This window comes from Chitinophaga sp., assembly GCF_039596155.1.
Lineage (GTDB): Bacteria > Bacteroidota > Bacteroidia > Chitinophagales > Chitinophagaceae > Chitinophaga.
The window spans coordinates 1-20,596 of sequence record NZ_JBCNKF010000010.1 but is presented as its reverse complement, the minus strand read 5'-3'; the positions used below and the strand labels follow the sequence as shown (position 1 = coordinate 20,596).

The following is a 20,596-nucleotide window of genomic DNA, read 5'->3' as shown; positions in this document are numbered from 1 at the left end:
TGCAAATTATATAATTCCGGATATGAGCCAGCGTCAGCAAACAGGCACACACACCAAAGAGTGGGAAGATGTGTTGGTAGCAGAGGATGAACAATTTCCATACAGTCTCATCGTGTGGAACGATGAAGTAAATACATTTGACTGGGTGATCCAGTCCCTGATGGAAGTATGCGGTCACTCACAGGAACAGGCTGAACAATGTGCGCTGATCATCCATCACAATGGAAAGTATGCCGTGAAGCAGGGAGAATTTACCGATCTGCGCCCGATGTGTGAAGCATTGTTGGACAGAGGAATTAGTGCCACTTTAGAAGAAGCTGTTGAAAGCTAATGCCTGTCTTTTATCTCACAGATGAGCTGATTTTCCCGCCCGTTAATTTAGCAGATGAAGATGGTCTCCTTGCCTATGGAGGGGATCTTTCTACCGAGCGATTGTTATTGGCTTACCAGGAAGGGATTTTTCCCTGGTATAATGAACCGCCTATCTTATGGTGGAGTCCGGATCCCCGTTTCGTATTATTTCCTGAAGAGTTGAAATTAAGTGCCAGCATGAAGCAGGTGCTGAAGAAGGGTATTTTTGAAATCACCTTCGATGAAGATTTTGCAGGGGTGATTGCGGGGTGTAAGCAATCGCCACGGAAGGGACAGGATGGTACGTGGATTACGGCGGAGGTAGAGGCAGCGTATACGGCATTGTATAAACAGGGGTATGCGCATTCGGTGGAATGCTGGCAGGATGGTGAGTTGGTAGGCGGATTTTATGGGGTGATGCTGGGGGATTGTTTTTTTGGGGAGTCGATGTTTGCGAAGGTGAGTAATGCGTCGAAAGCAGCATTTGTAACGTTTGTGCAGAAGGCAGCGGGCTTGGGATTGAAGGTGATAGATTGCCAGGTGTATACGGAGCATCTGGCTTCGCTGGGGGCCAGGTTTATTCCGCGGGAAGAGTTTCTGGAGATGATACGGGGGTGATGTGCAGATAGCCGCTACGCTATGCTGGTAATAAAAAAAGGCAGCAGCCAGCTCTGTATTTCTGATATAAGCAGATAGCCTTCAAACCCTGACTGGTAAATGGATTATCGCATAATTTATAAGGATATCCCTGATGCTTCACAAAACAAAAAGGGCCGGAAAAAAATTCCAACCCTTACTATTCCAATCTATTTTAATTCCAAAAACTATTTCTTCTTTGTAAACCCTCCTTCAAATAAACAACGCACGCCTCTATAAGCCCCACAACCACCTATCTCCTTAATCGTTAATCTACCTGAAGAGAACTGGAACGCTATCCCACACTCTGAATCCTTATCTCTAAACTCTCCTTTGTTAGTCGCAGTAAAATGACCTGTTCCGGACAACTCTCCCTTACAACCAGACTCCTTCGTAAATGAAATAAAGAACAGGAAAGATTTAGCATCCTTGCCATCACGGATGGATACGATACTATTCTCACCCGCTGCATAATCACCAGACAATTTATTTTTCTTCGGCAGTGTATCTATCGGATTGAAGAGCTGACCAGGAATCGCCTCGCCGGTTGAATTGGTCATGATCAGTGAAGTACTGCCGTTTGGTTCTACCGCGTAGAAGTTTTCAGTGGTAGCCGTATGACCAGGCGTTACTTCTGTTTCTGTCGTGATCTTCAGCATTTCTTTGCTGTCGATGGAAAAGTATTCCTTTTTATTTCCCTTGCTACCAATCTTGGCTACCTGGATACGGCTCAGGAAATGGTCTTTTTTATCAAAGACACAAAGGTAAGCAGCGGTGGTATTCTTATCTACCGCTTTTACCACCAGGTAATTGATCTTATTGCCCGTTAAAGATGCCAACGGGTAATAACTCACCTTCCCTGAAGGGAAATCTGCTTTCGCCAGTGTATCGGCCAGGAACTGGCTGATAAGGGCAGTATCGATAGCAGCAGTATCAGCAGATGTATTGCTGAGCACATCAGGGGGCAGTTTGTAAGGAAATTTGCTGTCAGCAAACGACTGACGGAATTCTTTAAAAGTGACTGCGTTAGGACCAGATTTTTTACCGCCGGACTTGCAGGAGGCGAAAAGACCCAGTGCTAATGCTGCTATCAACAGCTTATTCATGCGTATTTGCTTGTTTATTATGGCCGAAAAGTTAAAGAAAAAATTGATATGAACAAAAGCGAAGGGCAAAAATGGGCTTTTTTATCGACTATTTCATGAAAATCCCGAATCAATAGGTGGAAGCACTACTTGCATATTTTGTATAAAATATTTAGATTTACCTAAATTTTATTTTTAGCATCATGAATTTGTCGATCGCAGAGGAGAACTATATTAAATCAATCTACAAACTGGAAGAAGGACAGGAACCGGTCAGCACCAATGCGCTTGCCTACGAGCTCGATACCAAACCTGCATCGGTGACAGACATGGCCAAGAAGCTAAAGGAAAAGAAACTCATTGCTTACGAGAAATACCAGGGCATTAACCTCACTACCGACGGTAAAAAAGCCGCTCTTCAAATCATCCGCCGTCACCGCCTCTGGGAATGCTTCCTCGTGGAAAAGCTCAGTTTCAGCTGGGAAGAAGTGCATGAACTGGCCGAAGAACTGGAACATGTACGCAGCGAAAAACTCACTAACCGCCTCAGCGAGTTCCTGGGCAACCCGCTGATAGATCCTCATGGCGACCCTATCCCGGACGCACAGGGAAAACTGGGTAAACCCAGGGTACAGAGCAGCCTGCACAAGTCAAAAGCGAACAGGCTGGAGGTAATGGCTGTATCCGATAAATCAACTGCCCTCCTCGAATTCCTGAATACAAAAGGCGTTCGGTTAGGCACCCAGCTGGAAGTGATAGAACGATATGAATTTGACAACTCTATTGAGATCAAAATAAAGAACCAGCCAGCCTTTACCATCAGTGAACAGGTGGCGAAAAATATTATGGTAAAGCCGATTTAAGTTAATTGTATGAACCATCAGCACACATCCCTCGGAGAAGTACATCAGAGTGTAGATACTACCGTAGCCAATCCAGGCCGTTGGAAAAAAATACTAGCCTTTTTTGGACCTGCCTATCTGGTGAGTGTAGGTTATATGGACCCGGGCAACTGGGCCACCGACCTTGCCGGCGGCAGCCAATATGGCTATACCCTGCTATGGGTACTCCTGATGAGTAACCTCATGGCATTGCTCCTGCAGTCACTCAGTGCAAGATTAGGTATTGTTCGCGGGCGTGACCTCGCCCAGGCCAACAGGGAAACTTATCCCCCGGCTGTGAACTTCATCTTATATATCCTGGCAGAAATCGCCATTGCTGCTACTGACCTGGCAGAAGTGTTAGGTATGGCCATCGGTATCCAGCTATTGACAGGGTTACCTTTGCAGTGGGGTGTGAGCATTACTGTATTTGATACCTTCCTGCTGCTCGTATTGCAACGATATGGTATCCGGAAGATGGAGGCGTTCATTATTGCGCTGGTAGCAATTGTAGGCGTATCGTTCCTGACTGAGTTAATTATGGCGAAGCCTGTGATGAGCGAAGTAGTGACGGGGTTTGTACCGCGTATTCCTGATAATACAGCACTGTATATTGCTATCGGGATCATTGGGGCAACCGTGATGCCGCATAATTTATACCTGCATTCTGCATTGGTACAAACACGAAAAATCAGGCAGGATGAAGCGGGTATCAGGCAGGCGCTGAAATTAAATTTTATTGATAGTGCGATTGCATTGAACCTTGCTTTCTTTGTAAATGCGGCGATACTGATCCTTGCAGCGGCGGTGTTCTTTAAATCAGGGAAAACCAATGTGGCCGAGATACAGGATGCTCACCAGTTGCTCGAAGGCCTGCTGAGCAATAAATGGGCCCCTATCCTGTTTGCCGTCGCCCTGATCGCTGCCGGCCAAAGCTCTACCGTGACAGGTACCCTGGCTGGTCAGATTGTAATGGAGGGATATTTAAAACTCCGTATCAATCCGTGGCTGAGAAGATTGCTGACCCGGTTGCTGGCGATTGTTCCTGCACTGTTGGTCATACAGATCGCAGGTGCTGACAAAGTGGGTGAGCTACTGGTGTTTAGCCAGGTATTGTTGAGTTTACAGTTGGGCTTTGCAGTGATCCCGCTCATTCACTTTGTGAGTGATAAGCAGACGATGGGAAAATTTGCCGTGAACGTACCGGTGAAGATCCTGAGCTGGGTTATTACCGCAGTACTGGTATACCTGAATACCCGCATGGTATTTACGGAGGCCATGCATTATATAGAGGGTGGTGGATCTGTATGGATAGATATCATTATCAGTGTGCTGGGTATTGGTTTTGTGGTGTTGTTGTTTATCACCGTATTCTATCCACTGGCTACGAAATACAATGCAAAGAGCACAGCGAATATACATCCCGCTACGGCCGTGTCGCTGGACAATATTAAGATACCGGTGTATAACCGGATTGCGCTGGCACTTGATTTTAGCAGGGATGACGAGGCGATTATTTCAAATGCAATTGCGCATGGAAATGAGCATACAAAGTATTTGTTGATTCATATTGTGGAGAGTGCTTCTGCGAAGTATTTAGGGAGGGAATCGGATGATTTTGAAACGCGCAAAGACAAGGAGCAGATGGAAACCTATGTACGCCTCATGAAGAGCAAGCATTTGCAGGCCGAAGGATTCCTGGGATACAGGCACAGGGCGGAAGAGATTGTGCGGATTGTGAAAGCGGAACGGGCAGATTTTTTAGTGCTGGGCGGACATGGGCATACCGGGATTAAGGACTGGATTTACGGCGAGACAACTAACCAGGTAAGACATAAAGTGAAGATACCTGTATTGGTGGTACAGTAAATAAAAACGGATTGCGAACTACGTACTACGATGAAAAAAGGCAATCGTAATACATAATTCGCAATCCGTTTAATATTTTGAAGGGGAGGCTTTGCAGCGTTATAACCCCAGTGCTGATTTCAATTTTGGATACCCCGTTTTACTCACCGGTACCTTTGCGCCGTTTTTCAATATGGCCAGGTGATTTTCCTTTTCATAAGGCTCGATTCTTGTCACCTGGTTTACATTCAGGATATAAGACCGATGTACTCTTGCAAACTGCTGCATATCCAAGGTCTTCTCAAAGAATCCCATCGTTTTATTTTTCAGGAAAGGCCCTTCAGCCGTTACTATCTTCACATAATCGTCTGCAGCTTCCAGGTAATGAATATCCTGTATGGGAATGATCTTAATCTTTCCATTGATCTTCACCACTACCCTGTTGCTCTGTAAGGGCGATGCCGCGGCAGTTTCCAGCAATGCCGCTGTCTCTACAGGCACTGTTTCCTGTCGCTTATCCAACCATTTCTGCACGGCCTTATCAAAGCGTTCTTTCGAAAAAGGTTTTAACAAATAATCAGTTGCATTTACTTCAAATGCCCGGATTGCATGTTCTTCAAAAGCAGTTGTAAAGATGACAGCGGGCAGTTCTTCCACCAGCTCCAGCATCTCAAATCCATTGATCTTTGGCATCTGTACATCCAGGAAAATGATATCCGGCTGATGCTGCTGGATGGCCTTTAATCCTTCAAACCCGTCATTGCATTCCTGCAAGATCCCGATCTGCGTATAAGTACTGAGGTATTCTTTTACAATCTCCCTGGCCAGTGGTTCGTCATCAATTATTACTGCTTTTATCATAGCGTTGCGGCACTTTAATCAGTGTTGTGTAAATGTTGTCTTTTGCTTCTGTTTCCAACAGGTCCTGTCTTGCAAAGAGCAGGTATAATCTCCTGCGGATAGAGTTTAATCCAAAGCCGGTACCTGTCGGTTGTTGCTGCAGGTCGGCATCGTATGGGTTCTGTACCTGTATGTAGAGCAGATCGTCTACTGCCCAGGCCTGTATGGTGATGGTAATTGCTTCTGTTGTATCATACAATCCATACTTGATCGCATTTTCTACTACGGGTTGCAATAGCATGGGAGGTATCATCATCTTCTCCACTTCCCCGTTGGCGGTGACGGCTGTGGTCAGGCGGTGACCGAAGCGCACTTTTTCGATATCCAGGTACCATTGTAAGTATTGCAGTTCTTCGGGCAACAGGATCCATTGCTGGTCCTCTCTTTTCAGGGTACCTCTCAGGAAATCGCTGAGTTTAAGTACCATCTCTCTTGCCTGTTGCGGGCGCAATGCGATCAGGGCATTGATTGAGTTCAGACTGTTGAATAAAAAATGCGGTTGCAGTTGTTGTCTGAGCTTATACAATTCTGCCTCGCGTGCTAATCTTTCTGTAGCCTGTTTCCTGGAGATCTCCTGTCGCTGTTCTTCCAGGTCATACCAGTACAGGCTTTTGAATGCGATGCCTGTGATCAGTAACCATCCGAAAAGGAACCTGACCGGCATTGCGAAATGCATCCATTCCAGATAAGGCAGGTTGTTCTGAAAGGTATATTGCAATGCCCATGTACTCAGTGAAATCCAGATCAACGTTTGTGAGGTGGAAAAGCAGAGTACAAAAAAGACTTTTCCTTTTTGTGGCCGGTAATAGGCCAGGCTATAACTGATGGTCAGTGCACACAGTGCGAGGAAGCCGATGTGAATGCCGCTGTCCACCCACGCAATGGAATCAGGGAAACGAAACCAGAACTGCAGCAGCACGGCCTGCACAATGAGGGATACATATCCTGTGGCTGCGAACGACCAGCGAAATGATTTATCTGAAATGAGTTGATTTGCCAAATTTCAATTTTGTTAGTAGGTACATTCTTTTTTGAAATTGTTACACTCAGTTAGCATGTACATCTACCGCTCCATTCAGCTGTGCTGCTCTTACCTGCAACCATGAGATATAAGCATTTGGGTCTCCGGGTTCTTCTATTCTTGAATACAGTTCCATACCATCATCCAGGTTTTCCAGGCTATTGATTTCGGGTACATTGATAAAGCGCCATTCTACCAGTTCCTGTTTTTGGTTTCTGAATGAATATTGCTCCTGCTTACCGATCTCACATGCCCTGTTCCAGGCTTCCTGTTTGCTGCCGGCGCTGATCAAACGCAGTTGTTCATCGAACTGCGGGGTGTGATAGCCGGTACCAGTGATGATCTGATAAACGATCTTGGCTACAAACCATTGCATAATTGTACTATTTAAATCAGCTATAACTTTTAATTTCAATACCGCCGAAGGTGCAATTGCCCTTGATCATGAGGACCTTGTTAGGATTGCTGCCGATGAGTTCTATCGGGCGTTTATCTTCTACTCCGCCAAATACACTTTTGGTCAGGATTTTCACTTCCCAGTTCGCGGGTACCACGAGTTCCACACCGCCAAATACACATTGACAGTCGAGTACGATCACACCTTCAAAATCGGCCTGTAAGAGGTTTACATCGCAACCACCGAAGACTGCGGAGATGCGGCCGCCTTTGAAATTCTTTGATACGATCAGGCGGTTTTCGCCACTGAACAGGACCTGTGCATTGATGTAATCTTCATCTACAGGAAAGAGATCCGGGACCACTTTGGCTGTTGAATCAACAAAATCATCCGGCGATTTAGGAATTTTATTATCGGGACGGAATATGATGAAGAGTAAACCGATGATGATTAAGAGTGCTGGCCAGAGAAAACGATCGATGTCAAAAGGCAGAAAGAAATATTCCCGTATCATAAAGACAGCACCTACTGCGATCATGATGAGGCCACCCACATTTTTACATTCGCTCTTCAACCAGAGTATGCCGCCAATCACCATTATCAGCATTTGCCACGATATCAACCAGCGCGGGAGGTTCAGGTCTATGTCGAGGTTACGCAATAAGAGGAAAACGCCTACCAGCAGGATTACAACGCCTCTCATGGCTCCGTTCTTTTCGTGTCTTCCCCGTCTGTACAAGTCTTTATTTCGCATTGTTTGTTTTCATTTACGATACAAACTTAGTAAGGAAGGGCGGGTTAAGGAAGGGTGTTTAGGTTAAAATTGGGGGGATGCCGGTAAGCGGCATGAAAAGGTCGGTGAAATTTCAAATGACGCGGGCTGACCTCCCGGTCAGCCCGCTGCCCCGCTGCGACTGCAGTAATTTAATAGGCTGGTGGTGGTGCGAGTATCGCTTTGAGGATGATGGACAACCTGGCTGCCCACATGCCCATTTCCTGGCCGGAGTAATGTAACTGATCCTTTGCCAGTAAGTTAGTCACATCGCTCATTACATCGCGGGTATCGGCTGTAATATCCAGGTACTTTACCTTGTATTTTTTGGCGATAGATTTATTGCCCTCATTGTACTGGTCTATCTGCCCGGCTATCTCATCCCGGTCACGGCCTTCCGCATACGGGGTCACGCCCCAGTCGGGAATGGAAATGACTACAACATGGCCTGCTTTGCCGCCGGCATAGCCAATTGCTCTTTCGAGGAGTTTGGTAAACCAGGGCTTGTAGCTTTCCACAGGAAAGCGCCTATACTGGTCATTGACGCCTATGAGGAGTGTGACGATATCGTAGGTGTCGGTAATAGGATGGGTATTGAGCTCATCGTTGAGTTCGATGGTGGTCCAGCCCGTTTTGGCTACTATTTTAGGATCAGCCACCTCTATTCCACTGTTTTTCAGAATCTTAACGACCTGAACCGGGAAACGGTCATTTTCACCCACACCTTCGCCAATGGTATAGCTATCGCCCAGGGCTAAGTATGTGAACACGGAAGTATCGGATGGAGTTGTCATGCAATTTGCTTTAAGCTGTAAGGTGAGGAACAAAAAGCAAATTAAAAATAATTTGTACATAGGGATAGTTTTTAAACTGTTAGGCAGGTTACGACGAAGAATCCCTGCTTTAACATTACGTTTCGGTCATTAATTAGTACCTTTGCGCTCGAATATTTTACAAAATTACGAACACGTAAAGAAACTAGTTTTATGCCGGCAGAAAAAATATCAATGACCAATGGCCAGTTATCGGTTCCTAATCATCCCATTATTCCTTTTATCGAAGGTGATGGTATCGGGCCGGATATCTGGGCTGCCAGCGTGCGAGTATTTGACGCCGCTGTCGAAAAGGCCTATGGTGGAAAAAGAAAGATAGAATGGAAAGAGGTACTGGCGGGTGAAAAAGCCTTCCAGCAGACAGGTGAATGGCTGCCAAAAGCAACGCTGGAAGCCTTCAAGGAGTATCTGGTTTCTATCAAGGGTCCGTTGTCTACCCCGGTAGGTGGTGGTATCCGTTCCCTGAACGTGGCCATGCGCCAGGAACTGGACCTGTATGCCTGCGTACGTCCTGTGCGTTGGTTCGACAAGGTGCCTTCTCCTGTTAAGCATCCTGAGAAAGTAGACATGGTCATTTTCCGCGAAAACACGGAAGATATCTATGCCGGTATCGAATATATGTATGGTACGCCGGAAGCTGAAAAGCTGCTGAAGTTCCTGCAGGAAGAAATGGGTGTAAAAAAGATCCGTTTCCCTGAAACTTCTTCCCTGGGTATCAAACCAGTTTCTAAAGAAGGTACTGAGCGCCTGGTACGTGCGGCACTCAAATATGCGCTGGAAAAGAAGCTGCCTAGCTTAACGCTGGTGCACAAAGGTAATATCATGAAGTTTACCGAAGGTGGTTTCAAAAACTGGGGCTATGAACTGGCAGTACGTGAGTTCGGCGAACAGGTATATACCTGGGAACAATGGGAAGCTACCAAGAAAGAGAAAGGTGAAGAAGAAGCGAACAAAGAACTGGCTGTAGCCACTGCTCATAAGAAACTGATCGTGAAGGACGTGATCGCTGACAACTTCCTGCAGCAGATCCTGCTGGCACCACAGGATTATTCAGTGGTTGCTACCCTGAACCTGAATGGTGACTATATTTCTGATGCGCTGGCTGCCGCTGTAGGTGGTATTGGTATCGCTCCCGGTGCAAATATCAACTACCTGACCGGTCACGCAGTATTCGAAGCTACCCACGGTACGGCTCCCCGCTTTGCCAACACGAATACTATGAACCCCAGCTCCGTGATCCTGAGTGGTGTGATGATGCTGGAATACATGGGCTGGAATGAAGCTGCCAGCATGATCGTACATGGTCTGAGCACAGCAATCGCGCGTAAGCGTGTAACGATCGACTTCTACAAGTTGATGGATGATGCAACCCTGGTTAAAACCAGTGAGTTTGCTGATGAAGTGATTAAGCACCTGTAACAAAGGTCAATTTATAAGTTTTTAAGGGGCTGGCTAAGAAGCGATGAGCTTTTTAGCCGGCCCTTGGCAACTAAGGGAAACCGTTGCACCTCAAAAAACTTGTAAATTGTTCCCACTTATTGTATATTTCGCGATTACTCGTAACTATTTAAAAATCAAACCCGAAAATGGCAGAAAAAATTAAAGTCGCAAATCCTGTCGTAGAACTCGATGGAGATGAGATGACCAGGATCATCTGGAAATTTATTAAAGACAAACTGATACTTCCTTATCTCGACGTTGAAATTAAATACTTCGATCTTGGCATGGAGCACCGTGATGCTACCAATGACCAGGTTACTATAGACGCTGCGAACGCGATCAGAGAAGTGGGTGTAGGTATTAAATGTGCTACCATCACTCCTGACGAGGCTCGTGTAAAAGAGTTCAATCTGAAACAGATGTGGAAATCACCAAACGGTACTATCCGTAACATCCTGGATGGTACAGTTTTCCGTGAGCCAATCGTTACTTCAAACGTTCCACGCCTGGTGCCTAACTGGACTGCTCCTATCTGCATTGGCCGTCATGCCTTTGGTGACCAGTACCGCGCTACTGACTTCGTAGTAAAAGGTAAAGGTAAACTGACTATCAAGTTCGAAGGCGAGAATGGTGAAGTGATCGAGCATGAAGTATACAACTTCAAAGGCGATGGCGTTGCGCTGGCTATGTACAATACGGACGAATCTATCAAAGGTTTCGCACGTGCATGTTTCAACCAGGCACTGATCAAGAAATGGCCTTTGTACCTGAGTACCAAGAACACCATCCTGAAGAAATATGATGGTCGTTTCAAAGATATCTTTGAAGAGATCTACCAGCAGGAATTCAAAGCTAAATTTGATGCAGCTGGCCTGACTTATGAGCACCGCCTGATCGATGACATGGTGGCTAGCGCACTGAAATGGAATGGTAACTTTGTATGGGCATGTAAGAACTATGATGGTGACGTACAGTCTGATACAGTTGCACAAGGTTTCGGTTCACTGGGTCTGATGACTTCTACCCTGGTTACCCCTGATGGTAAAGTAATGGAAGCAGAAGCTGCACACGGTACCGTGACCCGTCACTATCGTGATCACCAGGCTGGTAAGCCAACATCTACTAACCCGATTGCTTCTATCTTTGCATGGACAAGAGGTCTGGAATTCAGAGGCCGTCTTGATAATAATCAGGCGCTGATTGATTTCTGTCATGCACTGGAGCAGGTTTGTGTGGAGGTTGTAGAGAGTGGAAAGATGACGAAAGATTTGGCTGTTTGTATTCACGGTAATAAAGTTGAACACGGAAAGCATTATCTTTACACTGAAGAATTCCTGACGGCATTGGATGATGCACTGAAGGTGAAACTGGGTAAATAATTAAGCCACACGTTTGCAATACTGATATGAGACGACGTCCTTCCTTTATGGGGGGACGTTGTTACTTTATAGAAGTTTGTTTTTAAATGAATTTTAAAAAAAAAGGCTGTATCATAAGTACGATACAGCCTTTTTTATTCGTATCCCTGATGGAGTCGGGTATCCGTTTAAGTGATTCTCAGCGCCTGTTTTTACTTCTGATTCATCCTCATTTTTTTCTATCGAAACTTTTTGTTCAGGAACGTTTATAAGGACATTAATTTCTTCATGATTTTGTCTTCGCCATAGATGTCTTCGTAGAACATCATTTGACCATCTTTGCCTTCTGCCGTGTAGTATCTCAAATAGATGGGAATACTGTGAGATAAATCGATCTGTTTCTTCTGTCCTCTATCCAGCCATGCACGCACACTATCGCGTTTGAAACGCTTATCATCTTTAATCAGGTACATCGCCAGGCTATCCCATTGCTGGATACGTACACAACCGTGGCTCATGGCGCGATACGCATTCCTGAATAATCCACGGTTGTTGGTATCATGCAGGTATACAGCATATTTGTTGAAGAAATTGAACTTCATGATACCCAGTGAATTCTCCAGCCCATCCATTTGCCTGAGTACATACGGGAAATAGTTTTTACTAAACTTCTTCCAGGGCACACCATCCGGATCTACGGCATTCCCGTCTTTGTCTATCACTTCCAGGTTCTTTTTAGCTAAGTAATGCGGATCCTTCTGGATTGCAGGCAGCATTTCCTTGATTGAAATACTGAATGGCACACGCCAGTAAGGATACATCACGAAGTTCGATAACCTTGAATTCAGCAGGGGTGTGCGGGTACGTGGTGCCCCTACAATCACGCGGGAATCGAGCACGACCTGTCCGCTATCCCATACCATCATATGATAGCCCGGAATATTCACAAAGATGTAACGGTTGGGCAATGAATCGGGCCATTTACGCCAGCGATCCAGGTTTACGGCAGCTTGTATCATCCAGTCGTGGAATGATCTGTTCAATACCTGGACAGTTTTCTTTCCGGCCTGTCCATCTTCAAATAAGCAGAATTCTTTCTGAAATGCTTTGACGCCCTGTCTCAGCAACGCAGTATCGGTACCATGTCCGTTAGATGTATCCACATGTCCTGTCTGCGCCAGGCGGTTCAACACCAGTTGTTTGAATGCAGGCGTATCAGCATAGGTAGTGGGCAGGGAATCCCAATGCAATGACTGGTACTTCGCTTTGAAATTCAGCAAAGCAGCTTTCAGCGCATGATATCCTTCATAAGCAGGTTCCAGCTGGTGCAGTGTACCGGCGATGTTATTTTCTTTTAATGCAGTTGTGAGCAGCTGCACCAGTGTAGAATCGGTGAGTACTGAATCCGGACGTAACGTAATGCTATCACGGGGAGCTATACCATAACGGAGATGGCTAGCCATTTTCATAAAGGCATCAGACATCATGACATCTACTTGCGCCAGGAGGGCGGCATCTTTGCCGGCACCGGTAGCGGCATGAAGTTGCTGCATGGCGGAATCCAATGCAGTGCGGTGATAGATGCCGGCTGGTAAGCCTACTTCGTCGGCATGGTCAATGAAATATAACATTGAATCTGCAGCAGGGCTCAATTGTCCATCTACAGACCATCTGGCCTGATTGGCTGCGAGCTGGTAAAAGTTCTGTAGCGCAGGTACGCTATGTACAGGTACTTTATCTTCAAGTGTTTTATTGTCAGCCATGTAGCTGATTCGTTCACCTATTTGTTCCGGCACAACTTCACTCAGTTCTTTTACGTCCCTCACAATTTCTCTTTTCCGGAGCTCCCGCTTCTGATGGCAGGCAAACAATGCAAACGATGCTACAAGACATAGCGGTATGTCCCTTACAAACTTATACTTCATTGGCGTTTGAAACAATTAATTAAAGGTACGTATTTGAAAATATAATCATAGAAGTTATTGACGGGGTCGTAATAATACTACAAAATTGATGCTAATATTTTTATCGGGTTAATTGTTAGTTGAGCACCCGCTTCTGCCAAAGGTAGAAGCGGGTGCTGGTGACTGCTGCCGGCGATAAACGCATGGACTATCTGCAGCAGTTTTTCTTTATAAATAAAGACTGTATGAACTTTAATACTGACACTACTATTTTCATCCTTTCTTCTTTAAAGCATTAAAAATGTTATGTTCAAACCTTACTGTAAAAGTGTTAAAAACATTCCGTGACATGTTCCCAAAGATCTGTGTTCTATATGAAAAATCCAACCTGGTGGCGCTATTAAATATAAACTGAATGGCCGGGGCTATATCCATATACTGACTGCGGCCTACAGCATCTGTATTTGCCTTTCCTAAAAATTCAACATACAAATTTACATTTGTTTGCTCATAACTCCGGTAGGTGCGTGGCAATAACAGGTAGCCGGCGGACAAACTATAATTTACTGCATTGGCCGACATGCCGGCAGGGTAATGGTCTTTCAGGTTGTTCATAAAATGATTATACCCGAATGTAGCAGATATAGCCAGTTTGTGGACTAACTGTGTAGCCACTATACCGCCTGCAAAACCAGACGCCCCTCCTTCCAGATCCATTTCTTCATTTTTTACAGTTGCCGGGTAAAAAGGATTATCGATCACTGCTACCCGGCCATATGCTGCCATTCTGAAATGTGACTGCAGATCATCGTGCGATAAGAACCGGTATTTTGCATACACACTACCTCCTTCCGGCCTGATGGAAGATTGCATCTGGTTGGAGGCAAATGCCTGTGCATGGATCATGAAATTCTTTGAGATCCCAAACATGAGTTCGGGTTCAAAACGCATCCCGGTAATCCCTTCCTGCTCCATTTTAAAGAACCTGCTCGTCATGCGAATGCCTAAAGATTTTGCAGGCATATTACTCGCCGGTTCACTCGACACATACAGCTCCTGTGCCTGACCGAATAGTGGTAACAGGCATCCTAGCAATAGCATGCATTTCCTCATATCGTAACATGGTAGATGCGTGTAGAATTGCTTTTGCCGGGTATTTCGCAACAGCTGTTCATGATGCCTGTCTGGTAGCAGGGCATGGTGGTTTGAGTGCTGTATTTCTTAAATTGTCTGGCGGATACAAAATGCTGATCGATCACGGTGAGATCGTGGTCTCCGTTCAACACCTGTTGTTTCACATTCATGAAATGGAACTGGGTATTTCCGTAAGTAACATGTGCATCTTTCGCAACAGCTAAATGATCAAAGCCTGCTGTAAAGGTGAGTTTGGCAATGGAGAACCCGGCTTCTTCCACTTTATTCCTGATGGCATCTATACTGACTGTAGCATTGGGCCTGATGAGTAAAATAAAAGTGGTGGCGTTCAGGTCGGTTTCAATTTTATCTACAAATGGCAGTGTTTCGAGAGACTTGAGAGTTGCATTGGAACACATGGCGCAGGTTAAACCAGCTGCCTGTAAAGTGACTTTCTTGATTTGTGCGGATGCGGAGAGAGACAGGCCGGTGGCCATTAAAAGAAAAACAATTGCTTTTTTCATGATCTGAATTATTTAAAAAAATAAAAACCTTGTTTGATTTCGAATAGACAATCAAACAGGGATCAGATCCTGTATACGCAATGCTGTATAAAGAGAGGAATGGCACCCTGACCTGGCGGGCCGTGCAGATTGTATGCCGTGAACTGGTGAATGGCAGCTACAGGAGGTACCGGGAGTATAATAACCGGCAGTGTAAGGTCTTTTACAGCTGGAACTGTATTCACCTGTACTTTGGCAGCTGCTTCATGGGAGAAGTCAGCCTTGCAAAATTTGATTTCATCTTTGCAGCACTTACCGGACTTTCCGCATTTATTACAATGCTTGTCTGCATGTGCCTGCAATTTCACGGCCGCTAACTTGCCCATGCAGTAATGCATGTTGACTGTAAAACCGCTGCCGACAGCGATATACAGAAAAGCGATGAATATGGCTACGAGCTTTTTCATGATTGCGACCATGCAAAGGTAACACATTACTGCTTTTCAAAAAGTCAATAACAAGTTAACGCGGAAACTAAGAATGAGTTATTTCATTGGAGATGGTATGGGGAAAAGGGTCAGGATTATATTCTAATGGTGGTAATGCGGATGATTAGCTATGCCATGGACTATTTCTCTTCGTTGTTCTCTTCGATCTGATCTGCGATTGCTAATAACAAAGACATGCTGGCAACTTTGGTTGCTTCTGCGCGTACATGACCATCCAGGTCGTGTTCGAAAAATACATCACTACCATTAAGATTCACTTTGAAGCGTGGGGAATGCCCGTTAATAGGCTGAACTGAGTATCGATTTCTGTTGTAAACTACTGTAAATGCCTTCATGATCTATCATTTTGTACAGTAAGTTAAACAAACTTTACGCCAGTTGAACGCAGTTGTGGAAAAAAACAGGGCATAAACACGCTAAAACGGTTTATGCCCTTGTTTAAGTAATATATTAATTATCAATCCTTTACAATCCTACTGATTTTAGTTTACGAACCACCAACGCAGTCCCAGCCTGAATTGAAAATTATTGTATGGATAATGCGGTCCTGCGAAGTTGTTCGTCGCGAAAAACGTGTTCAGGTTCTCCGTTCTGATGAAAGCATTGAACGATTTTATGCGGAAATGCACGAAAGCTGACAGATCAGGTGCATAATATTGAACCTTTTGGGTAGTCTGATACACAAATTGACCGATAATCGGAGAGTAATCATCTGCATTATAGGCAGTCATGTATTTAGCTTCCACGCCCACCATGAGATTCAGGTTGTTAAACAACCTGTTTTCGTAAGCGATCCGGTGACGGGTCCAGAAGGTAGGAATATTTACGGGTGCGGTTCCATGTACCTGCTGGAAGGTAAAATCAGCGTACCAGTTCCAGTGTTTCCAGGTGAACTTCTTGCTGAATATGATTTCCAGCATATTGAAGATCGCATCTGCCTGTGCGCTCTGATAGTAACTGCTCATATACGTGTAATTGCCGATGATGTAGTAGTTGACGGTCAGATTGTACTTCAGTTTAGGATTGTCTGCTATGAACTGTAATTTGGAGATGTTTTCCTTTGCCAGGGAGTTGTTGTACCAGCTATCGTAGTTACTTGCGAAATACTTGTACACGTACGATGGTTCCCTGTTGACATTTGAGAACGCCAGTTTTACGTTGCCCAGGGTCGGGTTCAGGTAGCGGCTCAGCATACCGCTTACGGCGTAGTCTCCCTGGTTCTCTCCGGCCAGGTAAAGTTCACCTTTGGCCTGAAAGTCCCATTTCTGGTTTTTGGTTTTATTGCGGTATTCTCCGTGGAGGGCCAGGTTGCTGAATTTGATGTTAGCATCCAGGAAGGTACCTGTTGTATTTTCTATCCTTGCCCCTGCTGTGATAAAGTGGGCCTGGTTGCCCCTGATCGGGAACTGTACCAGGGATAGGTCGTTGGAAATTGTTCTGAAGTTATGCTGTGCCTTGACGGTATCGCCGGAGTAAGCCCAGCCGTAGTGCTTCGTATAGAAGAACGTATCTGGCGTAGGATCGAGGTAGGCGATCTGGTCTTTGTTCAGTTTGAAAGTGTATTGTACCCTGAATACCGGATCGAATTTATATACGTCGGTCGTATCGTTTACGTGAATGGTATCGCCTTTTCCCCAGTCGTAGGACTGCATGAAGAGGAAGCCAGCCTGGTCGATAGAACTTTTCACCGGGATGGTGGAGTTGAAGAGGCTGCTGGTAGTGCTGGCGTCATTCCCCAGGTTCACGTCGATGGTTTTGCGCTGGCTGTAGCGGGGATTATCCAGGTCGGCGTCGTTCCTGATACCTCCGTTTTCACCATTTGCATACTTGTTATAATAATAACTCAGGGTAGCATTGTACCGCTTGTCTTTCGAGTTGTACCTGCCGGTTACGCGGTAAATGTTATGATTCGTGGTTTGAGAGCGGAAGTAGCCGGGAGCGTAGATCTTCTGGTACTCAAATCCGAAATTGAACCTGTCGGTACGGTTTTGTGTATGCATAACGCCCAGCTGTTGTTCCTGCTGGCTACCAATCATATAGTTCAGTTCCGTGTACGGGCGGTTGGAATAGTAGATCCTGGCGTTGTCATGGTTGAATCCGTAGGGGTCAAAGCTATGAAAACCTGGGTCGAAACCTGCCGTCATACGGGGAGTGAAGGCCACCGGGCGTGCCGGAGAGCCATTGTTGCCCAGGTAGATGTAGTTCGCGGGCACTCTCAGAAAAGGGCCATTGAAATCGGCTATCGAGGAGTCCATCCTGTAGTCAGTTGGTTCTCCCAATTTCCGGTAAGTGATGGTCAGGGTGTCCGGCGTCTGATTCTTAGAGCTGGAGTCCTTTGTCGTTTTGGAGCCACTACCACCGCTACCCATGTTACTGAAACGGCTGGTGATCTGCGCCTTTACCTGCGACATTATGACCAACAATAAAAACGTAATAATAAATGACCGCATTCTATGTTTAGTTTCCTGCTTCTTTTTGTGCTAGCTGAAAAAGTGTGCAATTTATGTAAAACCTTATAACACGCTGATCAGTTCCCTGAAAATAAGTGTTAATTTCGGTTCGGCTGCGTTAGCGGCTTCCAGCACTTCTTCGTGTGTGATCACATTTTCTTCTTCACGAATGCCGATATCGGTGATCACGCTCATGGCAAATACTTTCATACTGCTGTGCATGGCAACGATCACTTCGGGAACGGTGCTCATACCTACGGCGTCGCCACCGATGGTGTGCATATACTTGTATTCAGCCCGGGTTTCGAAGGTAGGGCCCTGTACGCCTACATACACGCCGGTATGTACCGGAATGTTATTGTTCGCGGCGATTTCTTTGGCCCTGGCGATCAATGCTTTGGAGTAAGGTTCGCTCATATCGGGGAAACGGGGACCTAATTCAGCAATATTTGGGCCACGCAGGGGATGTTCCGGCTGCAGATTGATATGATCGCGGATGATCATGAGGTCGCCTACTTTGAAGGCCTGGTTCATGCCGCCGGCAGCATTGGAAACCAGGAGGGTATGTACGCCGAGGGCTTTAAATACTCTTACCGGGAAGGTCACCTGCTGCATGGAGAAACCTTCATAATAATGGAAACGACCTGCCATAGCTACTACGGGGCGGCCGTTCATTTTGCCCAGAACCAGGCGGCCACGGTGTCCTTCTACAGTCGAGGTAGGGAAATGCGGAATAGACTCATATGGAATTTCGATGGCTTCGGAGATGTCGCCGGCCAGGTTCCCTAAACCACTTCCCAGAATAATACCTACCTCAGGTGTAAGGGACCACATTTTTTTAATATAGTCCGCAGCAGCAGCTATTTGTTGTAACAGATCACTCATTTTTTGAAAATAATTATAGTTTTATGGTGCTGATCCCTGTCATATTTTTTTAAAGGTAGCGGTCATTTTGGAACCGGGCCACATGGTGAATAACTATATGATATCCAACGAATCGCGCGTAATCGGCTGACGGTAGTCAGAGATCACTGTCAGGCACACTGCGGTGTTTTATGCTGACGGTTACCTTTTCGACAGGGTTGCGCAAAGTTATTTTTAAATTCACAAAACACTAGGGTTTTATATTTAAATCATAATGCCCTATTTTAGCGGCAAATTTTTATCAGATGAACTTACATGAATACCAGGCTAAAGAACTGTTGAAGAAATACAATGTTCCGGTACAGGAAGGGATTCCGGTTGATACTCCGGAAGCGGCGGCTGAAGCGTACAAACAATTGAAGGTACAGTATGGTAATGAGTTTGCAGTGGTGAAGGCACAGATACATGCCGGTGGACGTGGTAAAGGTACCATTCGTGGTAAAGACCAGCGTGGTGTGGCTGTTGGTAAAAATGCGGAAGACGTAAAAACAATTGCCGGAAACATCCTTGGCGGCGTACTGGTAACCATCCAGACCGGAGAGGCCGGCAAACTGGTAAATAAAGTACTGGTGGCTCAGGACGTTTATTATCCTGGTCCTAACCCTGTTAAAGAATTATACCTTTCTATCCTCCTGGATCGTGCTAAAGGTCAGAACGTAATCATGTACTCCACTGAAGGTGGTATGGACATTGAAGAGGTGGCGCACAAAACTCCTGAGAAGATCTTCAAGGAGCTGGTACAGCCTAACACTACCCTGCAGCCATTCCAGGCGAGAAAGATCGCTTTCAACTTCGGTCTGAGCGGTGAAGCATTCAAAAACATGGTAAAGTTCGTTACGAACCTGTACAATGCGTATGTAGGTCTGGATGCGGCTATGCTGGAAATCAACCCGCTGTTCAAAACCAGTGATGAGAAGATCATTGCGGTTGACTGTAAACTGGGCCTGGATGATAACGCACTGATGCGTCATCCTGACCTGGAAGCGCTGCGTGACATTTCTGAGGAAGATCCTACTGAAGTAGAAGCAGGTAAATACAACCTGAACTTTGTGAAACTGGATGGTAACGTAGGTTGTATGGTGAACGGTGCGGGTCTGGCTATGGCTACCATGGACATGATCAAGCTGAGTGGTGGTGAGCCTGCAAACTTCCTGGACGTAGGGGGTACTGCAAATGCACAGACTGTAGAAGCTGGTTTCCGTATCATCCTGAAAGATCCTAAGGTAAAAGCGATCCTGATCAATATCTTCGGTGGTATTGTTCGTTGTGATCGTGTAGCACAGGGTGTAATTGATGCATACAAGTCAATTGGTAACATTACTGTTCCGATCATTGTACGTCTTCAGGGTACGAACGCTGAAGAAGCGAAGAAGCTCATTGAAGAGAGTGGTCTGACAGTACAGTCAGCGATCCTGCTGAGCGAAGCTGCAGCGCTGGTGAATAAGGCGGTAAGCGCGTAATATAAAAATGACTAAATAGCAATAGCAAAGAAAGCCCCTGGTAAAAACCAGGGGCTTTCTTCACTTTAGATCATTGCTATTTAGTAATTTTTATTATTACGCGCGCCAAAAATGGATGTCTTCCCATAAGGGAAGACATCCATTTTTGATAGCATGGTCGCGCGGGGAGCCTAACAATCGGCCCTCCCCC

At 45.7% G+C, this 20,596-nt stretch carries 20 protein-coding genes; 7 read left to right on the top strand and 13 right to left on the bottom strand.

Going from position 1 to position 20,596, the window contains the following annotated elements:
- Positions 1 to 22: 22 nt before the first annotated feature.
- Both ABDW33_RS11745 and aat read left to right on the top strand, forming a co-directional pair.
- Complete coding sequence (locus ABDW33_RS11745; protein WP_072361060.1) at positions 23 to 331, top strand: ATP-dependent Clp protease adaptor ClpS; 309 nt, start codon at positions 23 to 25, stop codon at positions 329 to 331.
- Entirely contained in the window at positions 331 to 969 is a 639-nt protein-coding gene (gene aat / locus ABDW33_RS11740) for a leucyl/phenylalanyl-tRNA--protein transferase (RefSeq protein ID WP_343690258.1), read from the top strand. Before ABDW33_RS11745 ends, aat begins: the two co-directional genes overlap by 1 nt.
- A gap of 206 nt (positions 970 to 1,175) precedes the next feature.
- Here aat and ABDW33_RS11735 read toward each other — a convergent pair whose 3' ends face one another.
- Entirely contained in the window at positions 1,176 to 2,093 is a 918-nt protein-coding gene (locus ABDW33_RS11735) for a hypothetical protein (RefSeq protein WP_343690257.1), read from the bottom strand.
- 182 nt (positions 2,094 to 2,275) lie between these two features.
- On the opposite strand from ABDW33_RS11735, the gene ABDW33_RS11730 reads away from it, so the two are divergent.
- Both ABDW33_RS11730 and ABDW33_RS11725 read left to right on the top strand, forming a co-directional pair.
- Positions 2,276 to 2,935 carry a metal-dependent transcriptional regulator gene (locus tag ABDW33_RS11730; RefSeq protein ID WP_343690256.1) on the top strand — a complete coding sequence of 220 codons (660 nt, stop codon included), beginning with the start codon at positions 2,276 to 2,278 and terminating at the stop codon, positions 2,933 to 2,935.
- A gap of 9 nt (positions 2,936 to 2,944) precedes the next feature.
- Positions 2,945 to 4,822 (top strand): Nramp family divalent metal transporter, encoded by a 1,878-nt coding sequence (locus ABDW33_RS11725; RefSeq protein ID WP_343690255.1) that lies wholly within the window; start codon positions 2,945 to 2,947, stop codon positions 4,820 to 4,822.
- Positions 4,823 to 4,921: 99 nt separating this feature from the next.
- Here the strand turns inward: ABDW33_RS11725 and ABDW33_RS11720 are convergent, their stop codons facing one another.
- The 5 genes from ABDW33_RS11720 to ABDW33_RS11700 all read right to left on the bottom strand — a co-directional run bounded on the left by ABDW33_RS11720 (position 4,922) and on the right by ABDW33_RS11700 (position 8,685).
- Positions 4,922 to 5,662 carry a LytTR family transcriptional regulator DNA-binding domain-containing protein gene (locus ABDW33_RS11720; RefSeq protein WP_343690254.1) on the bottom strand — a complete coding sequence of 247 codons (741 nt, stop codon included), beginning with the start codon at positions 5,660 to 5,662 and terminating at the stop codon, positions 4,922 to 4,924.
- Positions 5,640 to 6,701, bottom strand: a complete 1,062-nt coding sequence (locus tag ABDW33_RS11715; RefSeq protein WP_343690253.1) for a histidine kinase — start codon at positions 6,699 to 6,701, stop codon at positions 5,640 to 5,642. The genes ABDW33_RS11720 and ABDW33_RS11715 overlap by 23 nt, the downstream gene beginning before the upstream one ends.
- 46 nt (positions 6,702 to 6,747) lie before the next feature.
- Complete coding sequence (locus tag ABDW33_RS11710) at positions 6,748 to 7,098, bottom strand: DUF4288 domain-containing protein (protein WP_343690252.1); 351 nt, start codon at positions 7,096 to 7,098, stop codon at positions 6,748 to 6,750.
- A 16-nt stretch (positions 7,099 to 7,114) separates the two neighbouring features.
- Positions 7,115 to 7,873 carry a DUF5668 domain-containing protein gene (locus tag ABDW33_RS11705; protein WP_343690251.1) on the bottom strand — a complete coding sequence of 253 codons (759 nt, stop codon included), beginning with the start codon at positions 7,871 to 7,873 and terminating at the stop codon, positions 7,115 to 7,117.
- A gap of 170 nt (positions 7,874 to 8,043) precedes the next feature.
- Positions 8,044 to 8,685 (bottom strand): GDSL-type esterase/lipase family protein, encoded by a 642-nt coding sequence (locus ABDW33_RS11700; RefSeq protein ID WP_343690250.1) that lies wholly within the window; start codon positions 8,683 to 8,685, stop codon positions 8,044 to 8,046.
- Positions 8,686 to 8,877: 192 nt separating this feature from the next.
- On the opposite strand from ABDW33_RS11700, the gene icd reads away from it, so the two are divergent.
- Both icd and ABDW33_RS11690 read left to right on the top strand, forming a co-directional pair.
- The gene (gene icd, locus ABDW33_RS11695) at positions 8,878 to 10,143 is read left to right on the top strand and encodes an NADP-dependent isocitrate dehydrogenase (protein ID WP_343690249.1); all 1,266 of its coding nucleotides are present in this window, start codon (positions 8,878 to 8,880) and stop codon (positions 10,141 to 10,143) included.
- Between the two features lie 167 nt (positions 10,144 to 10,310).
- Positions 10,311 to 11,543, top strand: coding sequence for an NADP-dependent isocitrate dehydrogenase (locus ABDW33_RS11690; RefSeq protein WP_343690248.1), 1,233 nt, complete (start codon positions 10,311 to 10,313; stop codon positions 11,541 to 11,543).
- Between the two features lie 245 nt (positions 11,544 to 11,788).
- On the opposite strand, the gene ABDW33_RS11685 is transcribed toward ABDW33_RS11690, so the two are convergent.
- The 7 genes from ABDW33_RS11685 to ABDW33_RS11655 all read right to left on the bottom strand — a co-directional run bounded on the left by ABDW33_RS11685 (position 11,789) and on the right by ABDW33_RS11655 (position 18,907).
- Entirely contained in the window at positions 11,789 to 13,447 is a 1,659-nt protein-coding gene (locus ABDW33_RS11685; RefSeq protein WP_343690247.1) for a L,D-transpeptidase family protein, read from the bottom strand.
- Positions 13,448 to 13,699: 252 nt separating this feature from the next.
- Positions 13,700 to 14,527: a hypothetical protein gene (locus tag ABDW33_RS11680; RefSeq protein WP_343690246.1), complete on the bottom strand. Its 828-nt coding sequence runs from the start codon at positions 14,525 to 14,527 to the stop codon at positions 13,700 to 13,702.
- Between the two features lie 8 nt (positions 14,528 to 14,535).
- A complete protein-coding gene (locus ABDW33_RS11675) occupies positions 14,536 to 15,084 on the bottom strand; it encodes a heavy-metal-associated domain-containing protein (protein ID WP_343690245.1) in 549 nt (182 codons plus the stop codon).
- Positions 15,085 to 15,146: 62 nt separating this feature from the next.
- Complete coding sequence (locus tag ABDW33_RS11670) at positions 15,147 to 15,530, bottom strand: hypothetical protein (protein ID WP_343690244.1); 384 nt, start codon at positions 15,528 to 15,530, stop codon at positions 15,147 to 15,149.
- Between the two features lie 161 nt (positions 15,531 to 15,691).
- Entirely contained in the window at positions 15,692 to 15,907 is a 216-nt protein-coding gene (locus ABDW33_RS11665; RefSeq protein WP_343690243.1) for a hypothetical protein, read from the bottom strand.
- Between the two features lie 147 nt (positions 15,908 to 16,054).
- A complete protein-coding gene (locus tag ABDW33_RS11660; protein WP_343690242.1) occupies positions 16,055 to 18,022 on the bottom strand; it encodes a putative porin in 1,968 nt (655 codons plus the stop codon).
- Between the two features lie 63 nt (positions 18,023 to 18,085).
- A complete protein-coding gene (locus ABDW33_RS11655; RefSeq protein ID WP_343690241.1) occupies positions 18,086 to 18,907 on the bottom strand; it encodes a purine-nucleoside phosphorylase in 822 nt (273 codons plus the stop codon).
- Between the two features lie 284 nt (positions 18,908 to 19,191).
- Between ABDW33_RS11655 and sucC the strand changes: the two genes are divergently transcribed.
- The gene (sucC, locus tag ABDW33_RS11650) at positions 19,192 to 20,406 is read left to right on the top strand and encodes an ADP-forming succinate--CoA ligase subunit beta (RefSeq protein WP_343690240.1); all 1,215 of its coding nucleotides are present in this window, start codon (positions 19,192 to 19,194) and stop codon (positions 20,404 to 20,406) included.
- Positions 20,407 to 20,596: the final 190 nt, after the last annotated feature.

Excerpts from the sequence above, each read along its gene's own strand:
- ABDW33_RS11675 (WP_343690245.1), bottom strand. The coding sequence starts at position 15,084 with ATGAAAAAAGCAATTGTTTTTCTTTTAATGGCCACCGGCCTGTCTCTC.
- ABDW33_RS11725 (WP_343690255.1), top strand. The coding sequence starts at position 2,945 with ATGAACCATCAGCACACATCCCTCGGAGAAGTACATCAGAGTGTAGAT.
- ABDW33_RS11655 (WP_343690241.1), bottom strand. The coding sequence starts at position 18,907 with ATGAGTGATCTGTTACAACAAATAGCTGCTGCTGCGGACTATATTAAA.
- aat (WP_343690258.1), top strand. The coding sequence starts at position 331 with ATGCCTGTCTTTTATCTCACAGATGAGCTGATTTTCCCGCCCGTTAAT.
- ABDW33_RS11730 (WP_343690256.1), top strand. The coding sequence starts at position 2,276 with ATGAATTTGTCGATCGCAGAGGAGAACTATATTAAATCAATCTACAAA.
- ABDW33_RS11720 (WP_343690254.1), bottom strand. The coding sequence starts at position 5,662 with ATGATAAAAGCAGTAATAATTGATGACGAACCACTGGCCAGGGAGATT.
- ABDW33_RS11665 (WP_343690243.1), bottom strand. The coding sequence starts at position 15,907 with ATGAAGGCATTTACAGTAGTTTACAACAGAAATCGATACTCAGTTCAG.
- sucC (WP_343690240.1), top strand. The coding sequence starts at position 19,192 with ATGAACTTACATGAATACCAGGCTAAAGAACTGTTGAAGAAATACAAT.
- ABDW33_RS11685 (WP_343690247.1), bottom strand. The coding sequence starts at position 13,447 with ATGAAGTATAAGTTTGTAAGGGACATACCGCTATGTCTTGTAGCATCG.
- ABDW33_RS11700 (WP_343690250.1), bottom strand. The coding sequence starts at position 8,685 with ATGACAACTCCATCCGATACTTCCGTGTTCACATACTTAGCCCTGGGC.
- ABDW33_RS11735 (WP_343690257.1), bottom strand. The coding sequence starts at position 2,093 with ATGAATAAGCTGTTGATAGCAGCATTAGCACTGGGTCTTTTCGCCTCC.
- ABDW33_RS11680 (WP_343690246.1), bottom strand. The coding sequence starts at position 14,527 with ATGCTATTGCTAGGATGCCTGTTACCACTATTCGGTCAGGCACAGGAG.
- icd (WP_343690249.1), top strand. The coding sequence starts at position 8,878 with ATGCCGGCAGAAAAAATATCAATGACCAATGGCCAGTTATCGGTTCCT.
- ABDW33_RS11660 (WP_343690242.1), bottom strand. The coding sequence starts at position 18,022 with ATGCGGTCATTTATTATTACGTTTTTATTGTTGGTCATAATGTCGCAG.
- ABDW33_RS11705 (WP_343690251.1), bottom strand. The coding sequence starts at position 7,873 with ATGCGAAATAAAGACTTGTACAGACGGGGAAGACACGAAAAGAACGGA.
- ABDW33_RS11670 (WP_343690244.1), bottom strand. The coding sequence starts at position 15,530 with ATGAAAAAGCTCGTAGCCATATTCATCGCTTTTCTGTATATCGCTGTC.
- ABDW33_RS11710 (WP_343690252.1), bottom strand. The coding sequence starts at position 7,098 with ATGCAATGGTTTGTAGCCAAGATCGTTTATCAGATCATCACTGGTACC.
- ABDW33_RS11745 (WP_072361060.1), top strand. The coding sequence starts at position 23 with ATGAGCCAGCGTCAGCAAACAGGCACACACACCAAAGAGTGGGAAGAT.
- ABDW33_RS11690 (WP_343690248.1), top strand. The coding sequence starts at position 10,311 with ATGGCAGAAAAAATTAAAGTCGCAAATCCTGTCGTAGAACTCGATGGA.